Source organism: Allobosea sp. OAE752, assembly GCF_050433265.1.
Lineage (GTDB): Bacteria > Pseudomonadota > Alphaproteobacteria > Rhizobiales > Beijerinckiaceae > Allobosea > Allobosea spartocytisi.
Map to the genome: position 1 here is coordinate 1006627 of NZ_JBNPXO010000001.1, position 20815 is coordinate 1027441.

Sequence of the window (20815 nt, forward strand, 5' to 3'; positions counted from 1 at the left end):
TTCGTATCAGACGGGCGGATAGAGATGCCGCCCACCCTGTCGGTCTTCGGCGATGGCCTCCACACCGGGCGTCTCGCAGCCGGAAAGGAAGGCGGGACCGACCGGAATCTTGCCGGCGCCGCCGGGAATGTCGAGGATATAGGTCGGCTGGCACAGCCCTGAAAGATGGCCGCGCAGGCTTTTGACCAGCGCCTGCCCCTCCTCCAGCGTCAGGCGGAAATGCGAGGTGCCCGGCGCGAGGTCGGGATGGTGCAGGTAATAGGGCTTGATCCGATTCTCGACGAAGGCGCGCATCAGCGCACCCAGCGTCTCGACATCGGCATTGACGCCCTTGAGCAGCACGGACTGGCTGAGCAGCACATGGCCGGCATCGGCCAGCGTCGCGATGGCCGCGCGGGCGTCGTCCGTGAACTCGCGCGGATGGTTGGCGTGGATGGCGATATAGCTCGCCTTGCCAGAGATGCGCAGCGCCCTCGCATAGTCCGGCGTGATCCGGCCGGGATCGACGACGGGCACGCGGGTATGCCAGCGCGCGACCTTGATATGCGGGATCGCGGCGAGGCGTTTCGCCACCTCGCGGATGCGGCGGGCGGAGAGGATGAAGGGATCGCCGCCGGTCATGATCACCTCCCAGATCTCGGGATGGGAGGCGAGATAGGCGAGCGCTGCGTCGAGCTTGGCGCCGGTCAGCGCGTCACCGCCGGGGCCGACCATTTCGCGCCGGAAGCAGAAGCGGCAATAGACCGGACAGGCATGGACGAGCTTGAGCAAGGCGCGGTCGGGATAGCGATGCACCACGCCTTCGACCGGCGAATGGGCGTCGTCGCCGATCGGATCGGCCAGTTCCTGCGGCAGCGTCGTGAGTTCGGCGGCATCGGGAATGAACTGGCGCGCAATCGGATCGGCCGGGTCAGTGGGATCGATCAGCCCGGCGACGGCTGGCGTCACCGAAACGGCATAGCGCTCCGCCACCTTCTGCAGGGCTTCACGGCGCGCGGGCGCGGCAAGCCCGGCCTCGACGAGCGCGTCAATGCTGCGCAGCGGCTGGCCGCCAGGGGGCAGGTGAACGGTCATGCGCCTCCCCTGCCCGGTTCCGCGACCGGCGTCCAGAGCACGTCCTCGATCCGGCGTGCGCCGACGCAAAGCATGACGAGCCGGTCGAAGCCGAGCGCGATGCCGGATGCGGCCGGCATCAGCGAAAGCGCCTCCAGGAAATCGTCGTCGACAGGGTAGCGCTCGCCATAGATGCGCTCCTTCTCGTCCATGTCGGCCTCGAAACGGCGGCGCTGCTCTTCCGGGTCGGTGAGCTCGCCGAAGGCATTGGCGAGCTCGACGCCGCAGGCATAGAGCTCGAAACGCTCGGCCACGCGCGGATCGCCGGGCTTGGGCCGGGCGAGCGCGGCTTCGCTGATCGGATATTCGCAAAGCATCGTGGCGTGGCCGCGGCCGAGATGCGGTTCGATACGCTCGGAGAGCACGCGGCTGAAGATGTCGGACCAGCTATCGTCATCGGCCAAGCGAATGCCTGCCGCGATGGCCTGCGCGGCAAGCGCAGCGCGGTCGGTCACGCCAGCGGGCGAGACGGTCGCGAGCAGGTCGATGCCGGCATGGCGGGCGAAGGCGTCGTGCAGCGTCAATCGCTCGGGCTCGGCGAAAGGATCGGCCTCCGCATCGCGCCAGCGCAGCTGGGTGGTGCCGGCGACACGGGCGGCCTCGGCCATCAGCGCCGCGCAGTCCCGCATCAGGGCGTCGTAATCCTCGCCGGCGCGATACCATTCCAGCATGGTGAATTCGGGATGGTGCAGCGCCGTGCGCTCGCGGTTGCGGAAGACGCGGGCGAAATCGAAGATGCGTGTCTCGCCGGCCGCGAGCAGCTTCTTGGCCGCGAATTCCGGCGAGGTGTGCAGGTAGTAGGGATGCAGCTCAGCGGCGTTGTCGATCAGCGTCGTACCGAAGCCGTGGAGATGCGTCTCGTTGCCGGGCGAAAGCTGCAGGATCGCCGCCTCGACCTCGACGAAATCGCGAGCCTCGAACCAGCGCCGCAGCGCCGTCTTGATCCGCCCGCGCGCCAGAAGCGCCGGCCGGCGGTCGGCATGGATGTCGGGCCGCCAGAATGGCGTGGGGGACGAACTCATCGAATCTCGCGTCGGAACCGTCGGAAAGCTTTCGTTTCGCGCGCGAATGCGGTAGTTGCGCGGCAATTGAATTCGCATAGAGCATTGCGCGAAAAAGTGGGAACCGGTTTTTCGCAAGCGCAAGGCTCTGAACTTTAGGATTCGCGCGGGCGCGCCGCGCACCAGAAGGACATTCACGTGGTCAAGGTCATCGCCTCTTCCGTCCGCAAGGGCAACGTCCTCGAGCTCGACGGGCATCTCTGCACCGTCATTTCGGCCGAGAGCTTCTTCCCCGGCAAGGGCACCCCGACGACGCAGATCGACATGCGCCGCATCGCCGACGGCGTGAAGATGACGCAGCGCTACAAGACGACCGAGCAGGTCGAGCGCGCCTATGTCGAGGACCGCGACTTCACCTATCTCTACCAGGATGGCGAGCAGTACGTCTTCATGAACCCGGAGACCTACGACCAGATCCATGTCGACAAGGACGTCGTCGGCGATGCCGCTCCCTATCTCCAGGAGAATATGAAGGTCTCGCTCTCGGTGTTCGAGGACAAGGCGGTGGCGATCGAACTGCCGCAGCGCGTCACGCTCGAAGTCGTCGAGACCGAGCCGGTGACCAAGGGCCAGACGGCCTCCTCCTCCTACAAGCCGGCGATCCTCTCCAACGGCGTGCGCAGCGCCGTGCCGCCGCATGTCGGCGTCGGCACCCGCGTCGTCGTGATGACGGCCGACGGCTCCTATGTCGAGCGCGCGAAGGATTGACCTGCTGGCGCAGAGCGCCGGGGAAAATTCTGCTCTATAGCTTTACGCAGCGGGCCCTTTCCGGGCCCGTTGTCGTTTCCCGAGGATATCCATGCCGCTCACAGTCCAGGCCGCCGCCCTTTCCGGCTTCGTGCAGACGCTCAAGGCGCTCGACGCCATTCTCGACAAGGCCGTGGAACAGGCCGAGAGCCGCAAGATCCAGCCGGAGGTGCTGCTGAGCGCCCGGCTCGCGCCGGACATGCTGGCCTTCACCCGCCAGATCCAGCTCTGCTGCGATTTCGCCAAGAACGCCGTCGCGCGCCTTTCGGGCGGCGAAAACCCGCGCTTCCCCGATGAGGAAAAGAGCTTCCCGGAGCTGAAGGAGCGCATCGCCAAGACGCTGGCCTTCATCAATGCGGCCGACGGCGCGGCGCTCGATGCAGGCCTCACCCGCGAAGTCACCTTCCCGCGCGGCCCCTCCGCGACGGCGACGATGACCGGCGTGGCCTATCTCTCCTGCTTCGCCATCCCGAATTTCTATTTCCACGCCACGACCGCCTACGACATCCTGCGGCAGAACGGCTTCCAGATCGGCAAGCAGGACTTCCTGAAGGGTGTATTCGAGGCCTGATCGCATCTTTTGCGAGTGGCCTTGAAATAGCCTTGTTAGCCTCCCATATAGGGATCACGACGGTGTTGAAGGCGGCTCTGCTGCTTTCCATTGTCGGTGAAGACGGCCATGGGCCGAACGTTTGACGCCGGATGTACGCGCACCCGTTCAGGACATGGCCGTTGGTTCATTCCGAGGCCCGTAGCGGATATCCGCTGCGGGTCTTTTCGTTTCCAGGGTCCGGTTTCCTTCGGGAAATGCTCCGTCATGGTCTGGCTTGTGCCGACCAGCCACGTCTTCCTTCGTCAAAGGCCATGTCCAGGACGTCGACGCTTGCCACAAGGGCGAGCATCCACGTCGCGGTCTTTCACCCCTGCAAGAACGGATTGTTCCGGCGCTCCTCGCCCAGCGTGCTGGCCGGGCCGTGGCCGGGCAGGAACTGCACGTCGTCACCGAGCGGCAGGAGCTTCGTCTTGATGCCGGCAATCAGCGCCGTGTGATCGCCATAAGGGAAATCGGTGCGGCCAACCGAGCCGGCAAAGACCGTGTCGCCCGCCAGCAGGAAGCGCAGGTCTTTCTGGAAGAAGGTGACATGGCCGGGCGAATGGCCCGGCACATGCGCGACCTCGAAGGTCAGATCGCCCAGCGAAACCGTGTCGCCATCCTTCAGCCAGCGCGTCGGCACGACCGCCTTCATGTCCAGAATGTCGAAGCGCAGCCCCTGCTCGGGCAAGCCGTCGAGCAGGAACTTGTCACCCTCATGCGGACCGACGATCGGGACCGACAACGCCTCGGCCAGCTCCGTCGCGCCGCCGGCATGGTCGAGATGGCCATGGGTGAGCCAGATCGCGACCGGCGTCACGCCGAGCTCCTTCACCGCCTCCTTGAGACGCGGCACGTCGCCGCCCGGATCGACGATGGCGGCCTGCTTCGTCTTCGTGTCCCAGACGATCGAGCAATTCTGCTGGAACGGCGTCACTTGCAGGACGGCGATCTGGAGCGGCGGCTGGTCGGTCATGGGAAGCCTTTCGATCATTCGGGAAGGTTCCTACCACGTCATGACGTCATTGCGAGCGCAGCGAAGCAATCCAGGAAGACTGGGTTGAACTTCCCAGTTCCCCTGGATTGCTTCGTCGCTGCGCTTCTCGCAATGACGCGCAGGCCTCACCGCCCGCCGCAGCGATTGGCGATGAGGGCGCGGTAGTTGACCAGCTCGGAATCCATCTCCGCGATATTGCGCTCGCGCTCGGCGCCACCCTGGCAGGTGGCGAAGATGGCCCGCGACTTCTGCAGATAGACGACATGCTCGCGATAGGCCCGGCACTGGGTCGCCGGGTCCGCACTGGCCACGGCGGCGAGCCGGGTCTGCTGCTGACGGAAGCCGGCCTCGTTCTGGAACAGGTCGCGCGAGCAGGTCGCGGGGCGCGGCTGCTGGGCCAAGGCGGGACCGGCCAGCAGCAACGCCAAGGCGAGCGAAAGCGAAAGCCTCATCCGAGGTTCAGCTCCTTGAAGAAGTCGTTGCCCTTGTCGTCGATGACGATGAAGGCCGGGAAATCCTCGACCTTGATCCGCCAGACGGCTTCCATGCCGAGCTCGGGATATTCGAGCACCTCGACCTTGCGGATGCAGTCCTTCGCGAGACGCGCGGCCGGGCCGCCGATCGAGCCGAGATAGAAGCCGCCATGGGCCTTGCAGGCCTCGCGCACCGCCGCCGAGCGGTTGCCCTTGGCGAGCATCACCATCGAACCGCCGAAGGACTGGAACTGGTCGACGAAGGAATCCATGCGGCCGGCCGTGGTCGGGCCGAAGGAGCCGGAGGCGAAGCCTTCGGGCGTCTTGGCCGGGCCGGCGTAATAGACCGGGTGGTTCTTGAAATAGTCGGGCATGCCCTCGCCGCGCTCCAGCCGCTCGCGGATCTTGGCATGGGCGAGGTCGCGGGCGACGACGATGGTGCCGGTCAGCGACAGGCGCGTCTTGACCGGGTGCTTCGACAGCGTGGCGAGGATCTCGCTCATCGGCTGGTTGAGATCGATCCTGACGACATCGCCGCCGAGCGCGGCTTCGTCGATATCCGGCAGGTATTTCGAGGGATCGGTCTCCAGAGCTTCCAGGAAGATGCCGTCCTTGGTGATCTTGCCCTTGGCCTGGCGGTCGGCCGAGCAGGAGACGCCGAGCCCGATCGGCAGCGAGGCACCGTGGCGCGGCAGGCGGATGACGCGGACGTCATGGCAGAAATACTTGCCGCCGAACTGTGCGCCGACGCCGAGCGCCTGCGTCATCTTATGGACCTCTTCCTCCATCTCGAGGTCGCGGAAGGCATGGCCCGAGGGCGAACCCTTGGTCGGCAGCGCGTCGAGATATTTGGTCGAGGCGAGCTTCACCGTCTTGAGGTTCTGCTCGGCCGAGGTGCCGCCGATGACGATGGCGAGATGATAGGGCGGGCAGGCCGCGGTGCCGAGCGTCAGGATCTTCTCCTTCAGGAACGCCATCATGCGGTCCTTGGTCAGGAGCGAAGGCGTCGCCTGGTAGAGGAAGGTCTTGTTGGCCGAGCCGCCGCCCTTGCAGACGAAGAGGAATTTGTAGGCATCCTCGCCCTCGGCGTAGATGTCGATCTGCGCCGGCAGGTTGGTCGCAGTGTTCTTCTCCTCGAACATCGAGAGCGGCGCGAGCTGCGAATAGCGCAGGTTGCGCTTGAAATAGGCGTCCGCGACGCCCTCGCCCAGCGCGGCCTCGTCGTCGCCATCGGTCCAGACCTTGCGGCCCTTCTTGCCCATGATGATGGCCGTGCCGGTGTCCTGGCACATCGGCAGCACGCCGCCGGCGGCGATATTGGCGTTCTTCAGAAGGTCATAGGCGACGAACTTGTCGTTCGAGGTCGCCTCGGGGTCGTCGAGGATCTTGCCGAGCTGGGCGAGATGGCCGGGGCGCAGCAGATGGTTGATGTCGATGAAGGCCTGCTCGGAGAGCTGGCGGATCGCCTCGCGCGAGACGCTGAGCACCTCACGGTCACCGATCTTCTCGACACTGACGCCCTCGCTGCCGAGCTTGCGGTAAGGCGTCTCGTCTTCGCCGAGCGGAAAGAGATCGACATGCGTATAGGCCATGGCCAGCGGCTCCGAAGCAGGATGCGCCGCGCGCGTGACTCAGGGCTGGCGCGACGCCGGTCTGGCCGGCGTCATAGCGGCTCGGGCGTTCGCGTCCAAGCAGTCTTTAGCAACTCTAGACTGGGCGCGCTGTTCAAGCCGCCTGAGCGGCCGACTCGGCCAGCACGGCGTAGATCGCCGCGGGATCGCGGATCTTGCGGACCTGCTCCAGAACCGACTGGTTGCGCAGCACGCGGGCAACGCGCGCCAGCGCCTTGAGATGGTCGGCGCCGGCCCCTTCGGGCGCGATCAGGACGAAGATGATGTCGACCGGCTGACCGTCGAGGGCCTCGAAGTCGATCGGCTTGTCCGCTCGCGCGAACAGGCCGACCAGGCGGTCGATTCCCGCCATGCGACCATGGGGAATCGCGATGCCGTCACCGATGCCGGTGGAGCCGAGGCGCTCGCGTTGGAGCAGGGCCTCGAAGAGTTCCCGCTCGGGCAGGCCGGTCAGCGTCGCGGCGTGCTGGGCAAGCTCCTGCAGCGCCTGCTTCTTGCCGTTGGCCCGCAGCGGCGAAATCACCGCGGCGGGGCTCAGGAGATCGGTCAGCGTCATTCGCCCGTCCATGCATGTCCCGTGCCGCTCTTGAACGCGTCGGCCTGGGTCGGGGTTCGACGACCGGTGCGATTATTCCGCCGGCCTCAGGACAACGATGCCGGCGGGTCGATCCAGCCGATGTTACCGTCGCGGCGGCGATATACGATGTTCATGCGACCATTGCCAGCATGGCGGAAGACGATGACCGGCGCGCCGGTGAGGTCGAGCTCCGCCACCGCATCGCCCACGGTCAGGCTGAGCAGGGATTTGGTCGATTCCGCAACGATAACCGGGTTGTCGGCCCCCGCATCGCCGCTGATCTCCTCGACATCGTCGTCCGGCGCCGCGATCACATAGCTGGGGATTTCGATCCCGGCATCGCGGCCATTGGCGGCGGTACGGTCCTTCAGCCGGCGCTTGTAGCGTCGCAGCCGCTTCTCGATGCGCTCGGCCATCTTGTCGAGGCTGGCATAGGCATCATGGGCGGTGGCGGAGGCTTCCAGCGTGATCCCGGAGGAGAGGTGAATGACCGTGTCGGTGCGAAAGGCCGTACCGTCCTTGTCGACGGTGACATGCCCTTGATAGCCGCCCTCGTAATATTTGCTGACGGCCGCAGCGACCCGCACCTCGGCCTGGCCGCGCAGGGCCTCGCCGACATCGAGATTCTTGCCGGAGATTCGCAGGCTCATGGAGTGCTTCCCCTTGTTAGCCATGGCCAGTGTTCGACCATCCAGAGGAGCTAAGGACTGCGAGTCCGGGATGTCAATGAGCGAAGCCCCGCATGGCGCACATGCCGCAAGGCTTTGGAACAAAATCGCTCAACGGCCTCCCAGCGCCATCGCGACCTTTTCCCGGCGGCGCTCCATCGAGGAAGGGATTCTGAGCGATTCGCGGTATTTCGCGACGGTGCGCCGGGCGATGTCGATGCCGCCGTCCTTGAGCCTGGCGACGATGGCGTCGTCCGAGAGCACCGCGGAGGGGCTTTCCTCGTCGATCATCTGCTTGATGCGGAAGCGGACCGCCTCGGCCGAATGCGCCTCGCCATAGCCCGTCGCGGCGATCGCGGCGGAGAAGAAATACTTCATCTCGAAGACGCCGCGCGAGCAGGTCAGGTACTTGTTCGAGGTGACGCGCGAGACAGTCGATTCGTGCATGCCGATGGCGTCCGCGACCGTCTTGAGGTTGAGCGGGCGCAGATGCTCGACGCCATGGGCGAAGAAGCCATCCTGCTGGCGGACGATCTCGCTGGCGACCTTCAGGATCGTGCGGGCCCGCTGCTCGAGCGAGCGGGTCAGCCAATTGGCGGTCTGCAGGCATTCCGCGATGAAGGCGCGATCCTGGTCGCTGCGCGCCGACTTCGAGACGCGCGCGTGATAGGTCTGGTTGACCAGCAGGCGCGGCAGGGTCTCCGGGTTGAGATCGACGAGCCAGGAGCCGTCCGGCGCGGCGCGGATGAAGACATCCGGCACGACCGTCTCCGCCGCCGAGCCGCCGAAGCCGCGGCCGGGCTTGGGATCGAGCCTCCGGATCTCCGCGACCATGTCGGCGACATCCTCATCATCGACGCCGCAGATCCGCTTCAGCGCCGCGAAATCGCGCTTGGCCACGAGGTGGAGATTGGCGACCAGCATCTGCATGGCGGGGTCGAAGCGGTCGCGGTCGCGTAGCTGGATCGCCAGGCACTCCGCGACGTCGCGCGCCGCCACGCCGGACGGGTCGAAGCTCTGGACGATGCGCAGCACGGCTTCCACCCGCTCGACGCCAACCCCGAGGCGTTCCGCGATCTCCGCGACCGGCTCGGTCAGATAGCCGCTATCGTCGACCGCATCGATGAGATGGCGGCCGATGATCCGCTCGGCCGGAGCATCGACGGCGAGGTCGAGCTGGGCGCTCAGATGGTCGTGCAGGGACAATTCGGCCGTCAGGCTGCTTTCGAAGCCGTCGGGACCATCCTCGAAGGAACCACCGGAGGAGCCGTAGCTGCCGCCGACGATCGGCAGGCTGTCGGCGCCGCTGGCTTCGCTGCGCGCCAGGCTCGGCTGCTCGCCCTGGAAGACGTTGTCGAGACTGGTGCCGAGCCGCCCTTCCATGCCCTCCAGCGTGTTCAGGCTCTCCGCCCGCGCGAAGCTCTCGGCATCCGCAGCGAGCGCCCCCTCGGCGCCATTCGCCTCCGCCGGCACATCCGCCCCGTCGTCGCGTTCCAGCAGCGGATTGCGCTCCAGCTCGCCCTCGACGAAATTCTGGAGTTCGAGATGCGAAAGCTGGAGAAGCTTGATCGCCTGCAGAAGCTGCGGCGTCATCACCAGGGATTGTCCCTGGCGCAATTCCATGCGCGGCATCATCGCCATGCGCGAAAGGCCCTTCTGCGACGGCGCGCCAGCGGCACGCTTCTTGCTTTCGAGAAAGACCCTAGCGCCCGATCACGCCGACGTCAAAGGCCTTGCCGACGAAACGGGCAAGCCGGTTAATGCGGCGCAGCATTATTCCGCAATCGCGAACAAGACGGCACCGCTCAGAGGCGGAAATCCTCGCCGAGATAGACACGGCGGACATCGGGATTGGCAATGATCTCAGCCGGCGAGCCTTCGGTGAGCACGCGGCCGGTGTGGATGATATAGGCGCGGTCGACCAGCCCGAGCGTCTCGCGGACATTGTGATCGGTGATCAGCACGCCGATGCCGCGATCGGTCAATTGCCGCACCAGCGCCTGGATGTCGCCGACCGCGATCGGGTCGATACCCGCGAAGGGCTCGTCGAGCAGGATGAAGGAGGGCTTGCCGGCCAGCGCGCGGGCGATCTCGCAGCGGCGACGCTCGCCGCCCGAAAGCGCGATCGAGGGCGCCTTGCGCAGGCGCGCGATGCTGAACTCGTCGAGGAGCTGGTCGAGCTGGCGCTCACGCGCCTTGCGGTCGGGCTCGACCACCTCCAGCACCGCCCGGATGTTGTTCTCCACGGAGAGCCCCCGGAAGATCGAGGCTTCCTGCGGCAGGTAGCCGATGCCGAGACGGGCGCGCTGATACATCGGCAGGGCAGTGATGTCGTTGCCTTCGAGCGAGATGACGCCGAGATCGGCCCCGACCAGCCCGGTGATCATGTAGAAGATCGTGGTCTTGCCGGCGCCGTTGGGGCCGAGCAGGCCGACCGCCTCGCCCTGGCGCAGATAGAGGCTGGCATCGCTGACGACGGTGCGCCCGCCATAGGTCTTGCGCAGGCCGCTGACGGCGAGGATGCCCGGGCCGCCGATCGCGGCCGCGATCAGGCCGGGACGGTCCTGCCGCTCCTGCGAACGGCCGCCGAACAGGCCGCGCAGCCGCGCCATCGCGCCACCGCTGCGCGGACGGGTGGATTTACGCGCCGGAGCGGCGGCGGGACGGGCGTCGGAAACGGTCACGAGGCAGCCGGATCAGTTGGTGGGAGGCTTGGCGGCCGCACCGGCGGCGGGCTTGGCGCCCGGCTTGGCCGCGTCGGTCTTGTTGGCGTCGGCCGAGTTCGGCACGAAGAAGCCCTGCACGCGCCCACCCTTGTTGGTCTCGACATTGGCGACGCCAGTGACGGTATTGTAGGTCAGCTTCTCGCCGCGGGTGATGTTCGGCCCGTCGTTCAGCGCGACATTGCCGGTCATGATCACCAGATTGTTGGCGCGGTCGAATTCGGCATTGTCGGAGGTGGCGGCCTGCGTCTTCGAGACAACGGTGACCGGCCCTTTGCAGAGGATGCGCTTGATCGAGCTGTCATTGGCCGGATCCTTGCCGCCGGCCGCGGCCGGCGTCTGTGCCGGCGCCGGGGTGGCCCCCTTGGCGGCAGCAGCGCCCTGCCCGCCGCGCCCTTCATAGAGCACGGTCATCACGGTGCAGCGCACGGTGGTCTCGCCCTGCACGGCAACGACATTGCCGGTGAAGACCGCCTTGTTCTCCTTGTCGAGCACATCAAGCTTGTCGGCGTCGATCTTGATCGGCTCCTTGCTGTCGCCGCCGAGGCCGCCGAGCGGGGACGAGGCATTGCCTCCCCTCTGCTTGGGCTGGGCCTGGGCAAAGCCATCCTGCTGGGTCGCCAGAAGCGCGAGGCCGGTCACCGCCAGCAGCGTGGCGACCCGGCCGGCACGCATGAAACGGAACGTCTGCGCCGGCGCTCTCATATCACTGCCTCTTTTCGTTGCCTTACGGAGCCGCAGAGTCTGCGGGAGCCGTCCGATTCGCCTTCAACAATTCCGGCATCGGCGTGCTGCCCGCTCGCTCCGGCCCGGCGATCGTCCCGGCGGGAGCATTCTTGATCAGCACGCGGACCCGTCCTTCGAAGGCGATCAGCTCTCCGTTGTTCTTCACGTCGAGCGTGTTCGCGTCAACCGTCGTCTGATCCATATGGACGGTCACCGGCTCTCTCGAGGCGACCGTTCCGGCCTTGAAGTCGACATCGGCGGTTCTCATGCTCATGTCATGGCCGCTTTCGGTGCGGATCTTGACGTCGTCGATGAGCTTGAGCTTCTCCTTCTGCGTGTCGAACAGCCCGGTCTTCGCATTCACCGTGACCCAGCCCTCGCGCTCCATCTGGATGCGGGCGATAACCGCCTGCAGCTCGACCTGCGTCGGATTCTTGATCTCCTGGAAGGCGTTCTCCGCGGTGACCTGATAAGGCCGGTTGTCCTTGCGATAGCCGGAGAGCTTCGGCGTCTCCATCCGGACCTTGCCGCCGGTGATGCCGACCGCGCCGATCGAGACATTCGCGAGCTTGCCACCCAGCGGGTTGAGGAAAGGCACGATCACCAGCCCGAGCACCGAGACGACGGCCACGACCGGGATGGCGCGGCGCAGCAGGCGGACGAGGCGGGTGTGCCGCTGCGCGGCGCTGAAGGCCCGCTGCCGGCGCAGCATATGTGCCGACAGCCCGCCCGTCGGGTTATTGAAGGTCATTGCCACAGTCATGCCCCGCGCAATGGCAGTCGCTCACGGCTTTTTCGTGTCGCCGGACGAACTGCATCGCGCCCCCGCGCTGCCCGCCCTGTCGGAAGGAGCGGGACAAGACCCCCGCTCGCGCGCAGACTGACGCAGAAAGCCTTAGAAATTGTCAAGTGTGAGCGAAGATGTCCGTCTCCGCCCAGCCGGCGAGATCAAGCTCGGCACGGTAGGGCAGGAAGTCGAAACACGCTTTCGCGAGGTCAGCGCGCCCTTCCCGCGCCAGCATCGCGTCGAGCTTCTGATGCAGCGCGTGGAGATGCAGCACATCGGAGGCCGCATAGGCGAGCTGGGCTTCGCTCAACGTATCCGCCCCCCAGTCGGAGGATTGCTGCTGCTTCGACAATTCGACCCCGAGCAACTCGCGCACGAGATCCTTCAGCCCGTGACGGTCGGTATAGGTGCGGGTCAGCTTCGAGGCGATCTTGGTGCAGTAGACCGGGGTGGTGACCACGCCGAAGGCGTGACGCAGCACGGCAACGTCGAAACGGGCGAAGTGGAAGAGCTTCAGCACCGCCGGATCCTCCAGCAGGCGGACCAGATTCTTCGGCCGCCCCGGATTCTTCGGGATCTGTACGACATCGGCGGTGCCGTCGCCACGCGAAAGCTGCACGACGCAGAGCCGGTCGCGATGCGGGTTGAGGCCGAGCGTCTCGGTGTCGATCGCGATGCTCGCACCGGCGTCGTAGCCGTCCGGCAGGTCGCCGCGATGGAAACGGATGGTCATGCTCGCAACCTCACTCGTCCGGCAGCGGCGGCCGGCACGTCAACGCACGCTCGATTCGGCAGGACGGCCTGGGAACGACGCTCCCGGATCCTGCGCGATATCTTTCCGCAGCTAGCCGCCCGCCTCGCCCCGTTCAAGCCTTTTCTGAGGCCGAACAAGGATTTGGGCCGGTGTTAACCTTTTATTCACCATAAGCTTCATTCCGCGGCGCAAGCATGCGACAAGAGGGCAACGGAGCCCGACACATGCCCCTGATCCGCCTCTTCACCGATCTCGACGGCCGCATCGGCCTGCGGGCCTTCTGGTTCGGCACCGCGGCGGTGGCGCTCTCGCTGTTCGTGATCCAGCGGCTCGCGCCGCAACTGGCCGCTCCCGCCACGGCGGCGGCCATCATCGCCTTCGCCAAGTCCTTCGCCCTGTTTCCCTGGTGTGCGCTGGCCGCCAAGCGCGCCAAGGATCGCGGCGGCTCTTCCCTGTTCGGCATCCTGCTGATCTGCGCAATCGTCATGCCGGAGCTGATGCTTCCTCATGTTCCGTTCGGCTGGCGGCCATCGCTGGAAGCGATCGGCACCATCGCCTGGGTCGTCGCCTTCATCGATCTCGGCCTGATGCCTTCCGCGCATCAGGACGAAACCGGGCTTGCGACTGTCGTGCTGGGTGCTAAAGCGGCGGAATGACCGCCGACTCCACAGCCGCCCTTCCCTCGCTCGATTTCGATCCCACCGATCCGGTCGCGCTGACGCAGGCGCTGGTGCGCTGCCCCTCCGTGACGCCGGCCGAAGGCGGCGCGCTCTCGCTGCTCGCCGCGGTCCTGTCGGCGGAAGGCTATGGCGTGCATCGCCCGGTCTTCAGCGAGCCGGGCATGCCGGATATCGAGAATTTCTACGCGCGGATCGGCAGCGAGGCCCCGGTCTTCGTCATCGCCGGGCATACCGATGTCGTGCCGGTCGGCGACGAGGCCGCCTGGAGCCGCGCGCCCTTCGGAGCGGAGATCCAGGACGGCGTCCTCTACGGGCGCGGCGCCTGCGACATGAAGGGCGGGCTCGCCGCCATGGTCGCGGCCGCGATCCGCTATCGGCGCGAGAATCCGGACGCGCCGGGCTCGATCGCCTTCCTCGTCACCGGCGACGAGGAGGGACCGGCGGTCAACGGCACGGTCAAGCTGCTCGAATGGGCGCATGGACGCGGCGAGCGCTTCGACCACTGCCTCCTCGGCGAGCCGACCAATCCGGCCGCGATGAGCGACATGATCAAGATCGGCCGGCGCGGCTCGCTGACCGGCGAGCTGACGGTGAGTGGCATCCAGGGCCATGTCGGCTATCCGCATCTCGCCGATAATCCGATCCGCGGCATGGTCCGCCTGCTGGCGGCGCTCGATGCGACGCCGCTCGACCAGGGCACCCAGCATTTCGACCCGAGCAATCTCGAGGTGACGACGCTCGATGTCGGCAATCCCGCGACGAACATCATCCCGGCACAGGCGAAGGCCGTCTTCAACATCCGCTTCAACGATACCTGGACGCCGGAGACGCTCGCCAACGAGATCGAGCACCGTTTGCGCGAGGCGGCCGGCAATACGGTGCGCTTCGCGGTGACCTTCCGGCCGACGAATTCGGTCGCCTTCCTGACCGAGCCCGGCCCCTTCGTCGCGATGGTCGCGGATGCGGTCGAGGCCGAGACCGGCAAGCGCCCGGCGCTCTCGACGACCGGCGGCACCTCGGACGCCCGTTTCATCAAGAGCTATTGCCCGGTGGTCGAGTATGGTGTCGTCGGCAAGACGATGCACCAGATCGACGAATGCGTCGCTGTTTCGGACCTGGTCGCTCTCGAGCGGATCACGCATCGGCTGCTCGCCACTTATTTTGCAACGCAACATAAGGCTTGACCTGCCGGCAAAGCGCCTCATTATTGGCTTAGACGAAAGTCTAAGACCACATGATGAGGTTCGCGATGAGGCTCGATGCCGATGACGTCGCGCGTTCGCTGCGCGGCTCCTGGCGCCTGATGACGAAGGGCGCGGATGCGCTCCCCGAGCTCGATCTCAGCCGTGACGGCTTCTGGCGCTCCTTTCTCGCCTTCGCGCTGATGCTGCCCGCGACGGTTGCGATGCTCGCGGCCATGCGGCTGGCGACCGGGCTCAGCAATGCCGGCGGCCTGTTCGGCGCGCCCGGGCTCGCGCTTGCCGTCGTCGGGGCGCTGTCGCTGGCCATCCTGGTCGTGCCGGCCTTCCTGATCCTGATCCGGCCGGAGCTGGCGCAGGCACCGCGCTTTACCAGCTTCGTGATCGCCTGGAACTGGGCCGGCATCGTCTCCGCCAGCCTGATGGCCGTGCCGGCCGCGGTCTACGCTGTCGGCTGGGCGCCCGCCACGCTCGCGCTGGTGCAATCGGCCTTCTTCGCCGCGATCGTGCTCAGGCTGCGCTATTGCGTGGCGCGCGCCGCCTTCGGCGCCGGCAACGGCATCGCGCTGCCGCTGGTCATCGCCAGCGTGGTGCTGGATTACGGGGTGGTCCGGGCCTTCGGCCTGATCTAAGGCCGCGACGTGGTTCTCGGCCCCGACCCGAGAGCCTCATGCCGCGTGAGCGATCCGAGCCTCGACGTCACGAGATGCTCGGGTCGAGCCGGGCTGCCGGCGAAGACATCAGTAGTCCACCCCGGCCAGATAGAGCCCGCAGGACGGCGCCAGCGCCGCACATTGCGAACGATCGCGCGCCGCCAGTACCGCACCCATCTTCCCCTCCGGCCAGCGCCCGGCGCCGACCATCTTCAGGCTGCCGACGATGGAGCGGATCTGATGATGCAGGAAGGAGCGGGCATGGGCGTAGACTACGATCTCGCTGCCCTCGCGCCGGACGTCGAGCCGGTCCAGCGTCCGGATCGGGCTGTTGGCCTGGCATTCGGCGGCGCGGAAGGTGGTGAAGTCGTGCTTGCCGAGCAGGGCCTTGGCGGCACGGTCCATCGCCTCGTGGTCGAGCTTCACCGGGACGTGCCAGACCCGGCCACGGTCGAGCGCCGGCGGCGCCCGCCGATCGAGGATGCGATAGATGTAGTAGCGGCGCTTCGCCGAGATGCGGGCATCGAAATCATCCGGCACGATCTCGGCGCAGAGCACGCTGACCGGCACCCGCGCCTTCAGCCGGGCGTTGGTGGCGTCGCGCACGACATCGGTGCGCCAGTCCTTGTCGAGATCGACATGGGCGACCTGATGGGTGGCGTGGACGCCGGCATCGGTGCGCCCGGCGCAATGCAGGCGCACGGCATGGCCGCAAAAGGCCTCCACCGCCTCCTCGACGCTCTGCTGCACGGACGGGTCGCTCGCCTGGCGCTGCCAGCCCGAGAACGGCGTGCCGTCATATTCGATGACGAGCTTGTAGCGCGGCATCAGCCTTCGGTTCCTTGCCGCACATTCATCCTCGCACCGTCAGCCCGGACAAACGGCCCCCGGGATGACCGCGTGGAAAACCGCTTCATCAAAGCTTGTCGCCGGCCCCGAGCCGGGCGCCGCGCAGGAATTCCGCCCCGCTCATCGGCGCCTTGCCGGCGCGCTGGACCTGAAGGAGCTTCACCGCCCCTTCCGCGCAGGCGACCGTGCCCTCGTCGTCGAGCAGCGTGCCGGGCTCGGCCGCGCCGCCGGCAAGCGCCGAACGGAGCACCTTGAGACGCTCCGGCCCCTTGCCGAGATCGATCTCGGCGAAGGCGCCCGGAAAGGGCGACAGGCCGCGCACGAGGTCGTGCACCTGCCGGGCCGGCCGGCTCCAGCTCAGCTTCGCCTCGGCATTGGCGATCTTGGCGGCGTAGGTCACGCCCTCCTCCGGCTGCGGCGTGAACTGCAGCCCGCCGCGCCCGAGCGCCGCGAGCGCCCGCACCATCAGGTCGGCGCCGAGGCGGCTGAGCCCATCGTGCAATTCGCCGGCCGTCATGTCGGGGCCGATGGCGAGCGTCTCGACCATGCCGACCGGGCCTGTGTCGAGCCCGGCCTCCATCTTCATCACGCAGACGCCGCTCTCGGCGTCGCCGGCTATGATGGCGCGCTGGATCGGCGCGGCGCCGCGCCAGCGCGGCAGCAGCGAGGCATGCAGGTTGAGGCAACCCAGTTCCGGCAGATCGAGGATCGCCTGGGGCAGCATCATGCCATAGGCGACGACGACCGCGACATCGGCTTCATGCGAGGCGATCAGCTCGGCCTGCTCGGCCGTTTTCAGGGTCGCGGGCGTGAAGACCGGAATGCCGAAGCGCTCCGCTGCCCTGTGTACCGGCGAGGGCCGCAGCTCCAGCCCACGGCCGGCCTGGGCCGGAGCTCGGGTGTAGCAGGAGACGACCTCATGCCCCTGCCCGACGATCTCGGTCAGGACCGGCACGGCGAAATCGGGCGTGCCCATGAAGATGACGCGCAAGCTCATACGCTCGACCTTACCTTAAAATCTTCCCCGTCATTCCGGGCATAGCCCCCGGGTCCGATCTTCGATCGGCCCAAGGATAAACTCCGCGGAGACCCGGAAGCCATGCCGGCACGCCGGAGCCCTTCGATGGATTCCGGATCGGCGCCGCTTCGCGGCTCGTCCGGAATGACGCAGCAGTGATTATGCCGCTGAGCGCTTGGCGGCCTTGGCGAATTTCTTGGTCACACGCTCGCGCTTCAGCCGCGAGAGATGATCGATGAAGAGCACACCGTTGAGATGATCGATCTCGTGCTGCAGGCAGGTGGCGAGCAGGCCATCCGCCGCGATCTCGTGAGTCTTGCCGTCGAGATCCATGTAGCGAACCTTGACCTCGGCCGGGCGCTCGACCTCCTCGTAATATTCGGGAATCGAAAGGCAGCCCTCTTCGTACACATTGGTCTCTTCCGAGAACCAGGTGACCTCCGGGTTGATGAAGACCTGCGGCTTCCTCGGTTCCGGCTCCTCGCCCTCCTTCGCCTCCGGCTTCGACAGATCCATCGTCACGACGCGCAGCGGCACGCCGATCTGGATCGCGGCGAGACCGATGCCCGGCGCGTCGTACATGGTCTCGAACATGTCCGCGACCAGCGCCTTGATTTCCGGCGTGACGGCCTCGACCGGCTTCGAGGCAAGGCGAAGCTGGGCGTCGGGCAGGATGACGAGCGGACGAATGGGCATGTGGTTCCGAGAGAAAAGGGCTGTTGAGCCCGGGACATAAGCATTTGTGGGCGGGCGGTCAAACCGTTCCGCTTTCGTTCGCCATCCCGAGCCGAATCGGCTAGGCTTCCCGCATGAACGCGATCGCCTTCACCTTGCTGGAACGCCCCGTGACCTGGGCGGAGGCCGCACTCGGCTTCGGCGGGTTGAGTCTCGCATTGCTGCTGATGACGGCGTTGGCGGCCTGGCGCGGCGGCAGAAGCCGCGCGATCGAGGCTGCGATGGCCGCCGAACGCGCCCGCGAGATGGACGACAAGGTCGCGGAGATGAACCGGCAGCAGGCCGAGCTCGCCGGCCGGATGCAGTCGATGGCCGAGATCCTCTCGACCCGGCAGGGCGACCTCGCAAGGTTGATGGCCGAGCGGATGGACGGCCTCGGCCAAAAGGTCGGCCAGGGACTCGAGCAGAGCGTCCGCCAGACCACCGAAAGCCTCGGCAAGCTGCAGGAGCGGCTGGCGGTGATCGACAGCGCGCAGAAGAACCTGACCGACCTCACCTCGGAAGTGGTGACGCTGAAGGACGTGCTCTCCAACAAGCAGGCGCGCGGCGCCTATGGCCAGGGCCGGATGGAAGCGATCATCCGCGACGGTCTGCCCGCCGCCTTCTTCGCCTTCCAGCCGCAGCTCTCGAACGGACGCCGGCCCGACTGCCTCGTCACGCTGCCGGGCGACGGGCGCGGCCTCGTGATCGATGCCAAGTTCCCGCTGGAGAGCTTCACGATGCTGCGCGAGGCGCGCGGCGAGGAGGCGAAGAAGATCGCGGGCCAGCGCGTCCGCAGCGATGTCGGCGTGCACGTGAAGGACATCGCCGAGCGCTATTTCCTGCCCGGCGAGACGCAGGATATCGCGCTGCTCTTCGTGCCGTCGGAATCGATCTATGCCGATCTGCACGAATATTTCGACGATGTCGTGCAGCGGGCGCACCGGGCCCGCGTGATGATCGTCTCGCCCTCGCTGCTGGCGCTGGCGATCCAGCTCATGCAGTCGCTGGTGCGCGATGCGCGGATGCGCGAGGAGGCGCAGGTCATCCAGACCGAGGTTGGCAAGCTGCTCGACGATGTCAGGCGCCTTGGCGAGCGCGTCGACAAGCTCGACACGCATTTCCGGCAGGCGCAGGAGGATGTCGGCCAGATCAAGACCTCGGCCGGCAAGGTCACCAGCCGCGCCGAGAGGATCGGCGCGCTCGATTTCGACGACGAGAAGAGCGAGCCGAAGCTGCCCTTCGCAAAGGGGCTCGAACTGAAGCGGGCCGCGGAGTAGCGCGCTCCCTGTCAGGCGGGGCGGATCCGGCCGACGACGCTAAAGGACCCCAAAGTCAACGCGCCGCCTGCCCCGGATGTCCGCCGAAGGCGAGACAGAGGCCCGCCTACACAACCTGAACGCTCATCCCCAACGTGAATACGCGTATTTGCAAGTAAACGTCGTCACTTTTCCGAAGGGGACATTAGAACAGCCTTAAACTTTATCTGAAAGATCTGGGGCACCGAGAACTCTCAATACAGTCGAGCGCCATGACGCGACCGGGGTATCGCCGATCCATGCCTGGACCATAGGCATCTTTGCGGACCTTCCATCATCGGCACTCCATTGAATGAGCGACGTCTTCCCAGAAGGTCCGTCATGACAATGAGCATCAAGACAAAGCTGGCGGCCGCGCTGGTCGCCCTGGCCCTGTGCGTCCTCGCCATCGGCGCCTGCGGCTATCTGGCCTTGCGATCCGTGACGGAGCGTGTCGACAACGTCGTCCAGAACAATGTCATCCCGATGGAACAGTTGCGTTCCGTCAGCGACATGTATGCCGTCAACGTCGTCGACACGATCTGGAAGGCGCAGAGCAACCAGGTCACCTGGACCAATGCGCTCAAGAGCGTCCAGGACGCGGTCGGGACCATCGACAAGAGCTGGAAGGCCTATCTGCCCAGCATCACCGAGTCCGATGAGAGGCAGCTTGCGGATCAGGCAGCGGCGCTGATGAAGACCGGCGATGTCGCCATCGCCAAGGTCATCGCCATCCTGAAGGATCGTGACGACAGCGCTCTTCGCCTGTTCTCCTCGGACGAACTCTACAAGGCGATGGACCCGATCACGAAAAAGCTCGGCGAGTTGGCCGCGTTGCAGCTCAAGCAGGCGCGCGAGCAGGGAGCACAGGCCCAGTCGACGGCCCATGCCGCGGCCTATCTGCTGCTCGCCGTTGCCGGCGGCGCCCTGCTCCTGGGAGCATTTGCGCTCGCCTTCGTGATCAGCGGCGTCGTGCGGCCGCTCGGCGGCATGACCGCCGCGATGAAACGCCTGGCGGATGGCGAGCAGGACGTCACCGTGCCGAGCGTCGGCCGGCGCGACGAGATCGGCGAGATGGCCGGCGCCCTGCAGATCTTCCAGGAGAACGCGGCAAGGGTCCGTGCCCTGGAAGAGCAAGAGCGCGCCGCCGCAGCGGCGCGGCTGGCGCGGGCGCAGTCGATGGAGGCGGTGGTGTCGGATGTCGGCGAGGTGGTCGCGGCGGCGGCGGCCGGCGATTTCTCCGCCCGCCTCCAGATCGACGATGCCGACGAGCAGATGCAGCGGCTGGTCGCCGGCATCAACGAGATCAACAGCGTGGTTGACGGGGCGACGACGGAGTTCGCCGGGGTTCTGCAGGCGGTGGCGGGCGGCGACCTGACGCGGCAGGTCGAGGGCGGCTATCGCGGCCGCTTCGCCGATCTCCAGGGCGCGATCAACGAGACGGTCGAGCGCCTCTCGGCCACGGTCGCGACGATCCAGACGACCTCGGCCGATGTCGGGCTCGCCGCCCGCGAGATCAATATGGGCGCCGACGATCTCTCCAAGCGCACCGAGG

Annotated in this window: 22 protein-coding genes; 7 read left to right on the forward strand and 15 right to left on the reverse strand. The window is 66.6% G+C overall.

The annotated features are described in order from the left end of the window. Window positions 1–6 precede the first annotated feature (6 nt). The gene (locus tag GGC47_RS04695; protein ID WP_142019876.1) at window positions 7–1074 is read right to left on the reverse strand and encodes a lysine-2,3-aminomutase-like protein; all 1068 of its coding nucleotides are present in this window, start codon (window positions 1072–1074) and stop codon (window positions 7–9) included. After that, window positions 1071–2135, reverse strand: a complete 1065-nt coding sequence (epmA, locus tag GGC47_RS04700) for an EF-P lysine aminoacylase EpmA (RefSeq protein ID WP_142019874.1) — start codon at window positions 2133–2135, stop codon at window positions 1071–1073. The genes GGC47_RS04695 and epmA overlap by 4 nt, the downstream gene beginning before the upstream one ends. A 177-nt stretch (window positions 2136–2312) precedes the next feature. Here epmA and efp point away from each other — a divergent pair, with 177 nt between their 5' ends. Together efp and GGC47_RS04710 are read left to right on the forward strand one after the other, a co-directional pair. Continuing rightward, window positions 2313–2882, forward strand: coding sequence for an elongation factor P (efp, locus tag GGC47_RS04705; protein ID WP_038360488.1), 570 nt, complete (start codon window positions 2313–2315; stop codon window positions 2880–2882). A gap of 91 nt (window positions 2883–2973) precedes the next feature. After that, entirely contained in the window at window positions 2974–3492 is a 519-nt protein-coding gene (locus GGC47_RS04710; protein WP_112763777.1) for a DUF1993 domain-containing protein, read from the forward strand. Window positions 3493–3838: 346 nt separating this feature from the next. Here GGC47_RS04710 and GGC47_RS04715 read toward each other — a convergent pair whose 3' ends face one another. The 10 genes from GGC47_RS04715 to GGC47_RS04760 form a co-directional block, all read right to left on the reverse strand. Continuing rightward, complete coding sequence (locus GGC47_RS04715) at window positions 3839–4489, reverse strand: MBL fold metallo-hydrolase (protein ID WP_038362154.1); 651 nt, start codon at window positions 4487–4489, stop codon at window positions 3839–3841. A gap of 146 nt (window positions 4490–4635) precedes the next feature. Next, complete coding sequence (locus GGC47_RS04720) at window positions 4636–4962, reverse strand: hypothetical protein (RefSeq protein ID WP_142019872.1); 327 nt, start codon at window positions 4960–4962, stop codon at window positions 4636–4638. Next, complete coding sequence (locus GGC47_RS04725; protein ID WP_429067062.1) at window positions 4959–6575, reverse strand: fumarate hydratase; 1617 nt, start codon at window positions 6573–6575, stop codon at window positions 4959–4961. The genes GGC47_RS04720 and GGC47_RS04725 overlap by 4 nt, the downstream gene beginning before the upstream one ends. Window positions 6576–6708: 133 nt before the next feature. Then, window positions 6709–7170: a PTS IIA-like nitrogen regulatory protein PtsN gene (gene ptsN / locus GGC47_RS04730; RefSeq protein WP_038360476.1), complete on the reverse strand. Its 462-nt coding sequence runs from the start codon at window positions 7168–7170 to the stop codon at window positions 6709–6711. Window positions 7171–7256: 86 nt separating this feature from the next. Next, window positions 7257–7841 (reverse strand): ribosome hibernation-promoting factor, HPF/YfiA family, encoded by a 585-nt coding sequence (gene hpf, locus GGC47_RS04735; protein WP_038360473.1) that lies wholly within the window; start codon window positions 7839–7841, stop codon window positions 7257–7259. Between the two features lie 129 nt (window positions 7842–7970). After that, window positions 7971–9500, reverse strand: coding sequence for an RNA polymerase factor sigma-54 (gene rpoN, locus GGC47_RS04740; protein ID WP_113254246.1), 1530 nt, complete (start codon window positions 9498–9500; stop codon window positions 7971–7973). 164 nt (window positions 9501–9664) lie between these two features. Next, a complete protein-coding gene (gene lptB / locus GGC47_RS04745; protein WP_051987640.1) occupies window positions 9665–10471 on the reverse strand; it encodes an LPS export ABC transporter ATP-binding protein in 807 nt (268 codons plus the stop codon). Between the two features lie 84 nt (window positions 10472–10555). Further along, a complete protein-coding gene (locus tag GGC47_RS04750; protein WP_051987639.1) occupies window positions 10556–11287 on the reverse strand; it encodes an LptA/OstA family protein in 732 nt (243 codons plus the stop codon). Between the two features lie 22 nt (window positions 11288–11309). Next, window positions 11310–12059 (reverse strand): LPS export ABC transporter periplasmic protein LptC, encoded by a 750-nt coding sequence (gene lptC / locus GGC47_RS04755; protein ID WP_051987638.1) that lies wholly within the window; start codon window positions 12057–12059, stop codon window positions 11310–11312. A gap of 154 nt (window positions 12060–12213) precedes the next feature. Then, on the reverse strand, window positions 12214–12828 hold the full coding sequence (locus GGC47_RS04760; RefSeq protein WP_142019868.1) for a ribonuclease D: 615 nt from the start codon (window positions 12826–12828) through the stop codon (window positions 12214–12216). Window positions 12829–13073: 245 nt separating this feature from the next. On the opposite strand from GGC47_RS04760, the gene GGC47_RS04765 reads away from it, so the two are divergent. The 3 genes from GGC47_RS04765 to GGC47_RS04775 all read left to right on the forward strand — a co-directional run bounded on the left by GGC47_RS04765 (window position 13074) and on the right by GGC47_RS04775 (window position 15360). Then, the gene (locus GGC47_RS04765) at window positions 13074–13505 is read left to right on the forward strand and encodes a DUF805 domain-containing protein (protein WP_038360466.1); all 432 of its coding nucleotides are present in this window, start codon (window positions 13074–13076) and stop codon (window positions 13503–13505) included. Further along, window positions 13502–14713 (forward strand): succinyl-diaminopimelate desuccinylase, encoded by a 1212-nt coding sequence (gene dapE / locus GGC47_RS04770; protein ID WP_051987637.1) that lies wholly within the window; start codon window positions 13502–13504, stop codon window positions 14711–14713. Before GGC47_RS04765 ends, dapE begins: the two co-directional genes overlap by 4 nt. A gap of 65 nt (window positions 14714–14778) precedes the next feature. Then, on the forward strand, window positions 14779–15360 hold the full coding sequence (locus GGC47_RS04775) for a hypothetical protein (RefSeq protein WP_142019866.1): 582 nt from the start codon (window positions 14779–14781) through the stop codon (window positions 15358–15360). A gap of 108 nt (window positions 15361–15468) precedes the next feature. On the opposite strand, the gene truA is transcribed toward GGC47_RS04775, so the two are convergent. The 3 genes from truA to def form a co-directional block, all read right to left on the reverse strand. After that, window positions 15469–16209, reverse strand: a complete 741-nt coding sequence (truA, locus tag GGC47_RS04780) for a tRNA pseudouridine(38-40) synthase TruA (RefSeq protein WP_142019864.1) — start codon at window positions 16207–16209, stop codon at window positions 15469–15471. A gap of 88 nt (window positions 16210–16297) precedes the next feature. After that, the gene (gene fmt, locus GGC47_RS04785) at window positions 16298–17227 is read right to left on the reverse strand and encodes a methionyl-tRNA formyltransferase (RefSeq protein ID WP_142019862.1); all 930 of its coding nucleotides are present in this window, start codon (window positions 17225–17227) and stop codon (window positions 16298–16300) included. 180 nt (window positions 17228–17407) lie between these two features. After that, window positions 17408–17944 (reverse strand): peptide deformylase, encoded by a 537-nt coding sequence (gene def / locus GGC47_RS04790; RefSeq protein WP_133562553.1) that lies wholly within the window; start codon window positions 17942–17944, stop codon window positions 17408–17410. Between the two features lie 113 nt (window positions 17945–18057). Here def and GGC47_RS04795 point away from each other — a divergent pair, with 113 nt between their 5' ends. After that, a complete protein-coding gene (locus GGC47_RS04795; RefSeq protein WP_133562555.1) occupies window positions 18058–19242 on the forward strand; it encodes a DNA recombination protein RmuC in 1185 nt (394 codons plus the stop codon). 366 nt (window positions 19243–19608) lie between these two features. Then, on the forward strand, window positions 19609–20815 hold a 1207-nt coding region (locus GGC47_RS04800; RefSeq protein WP_429067070.1), incomplete at its 3' end, for an MCP four helix bundle domain-containing protein.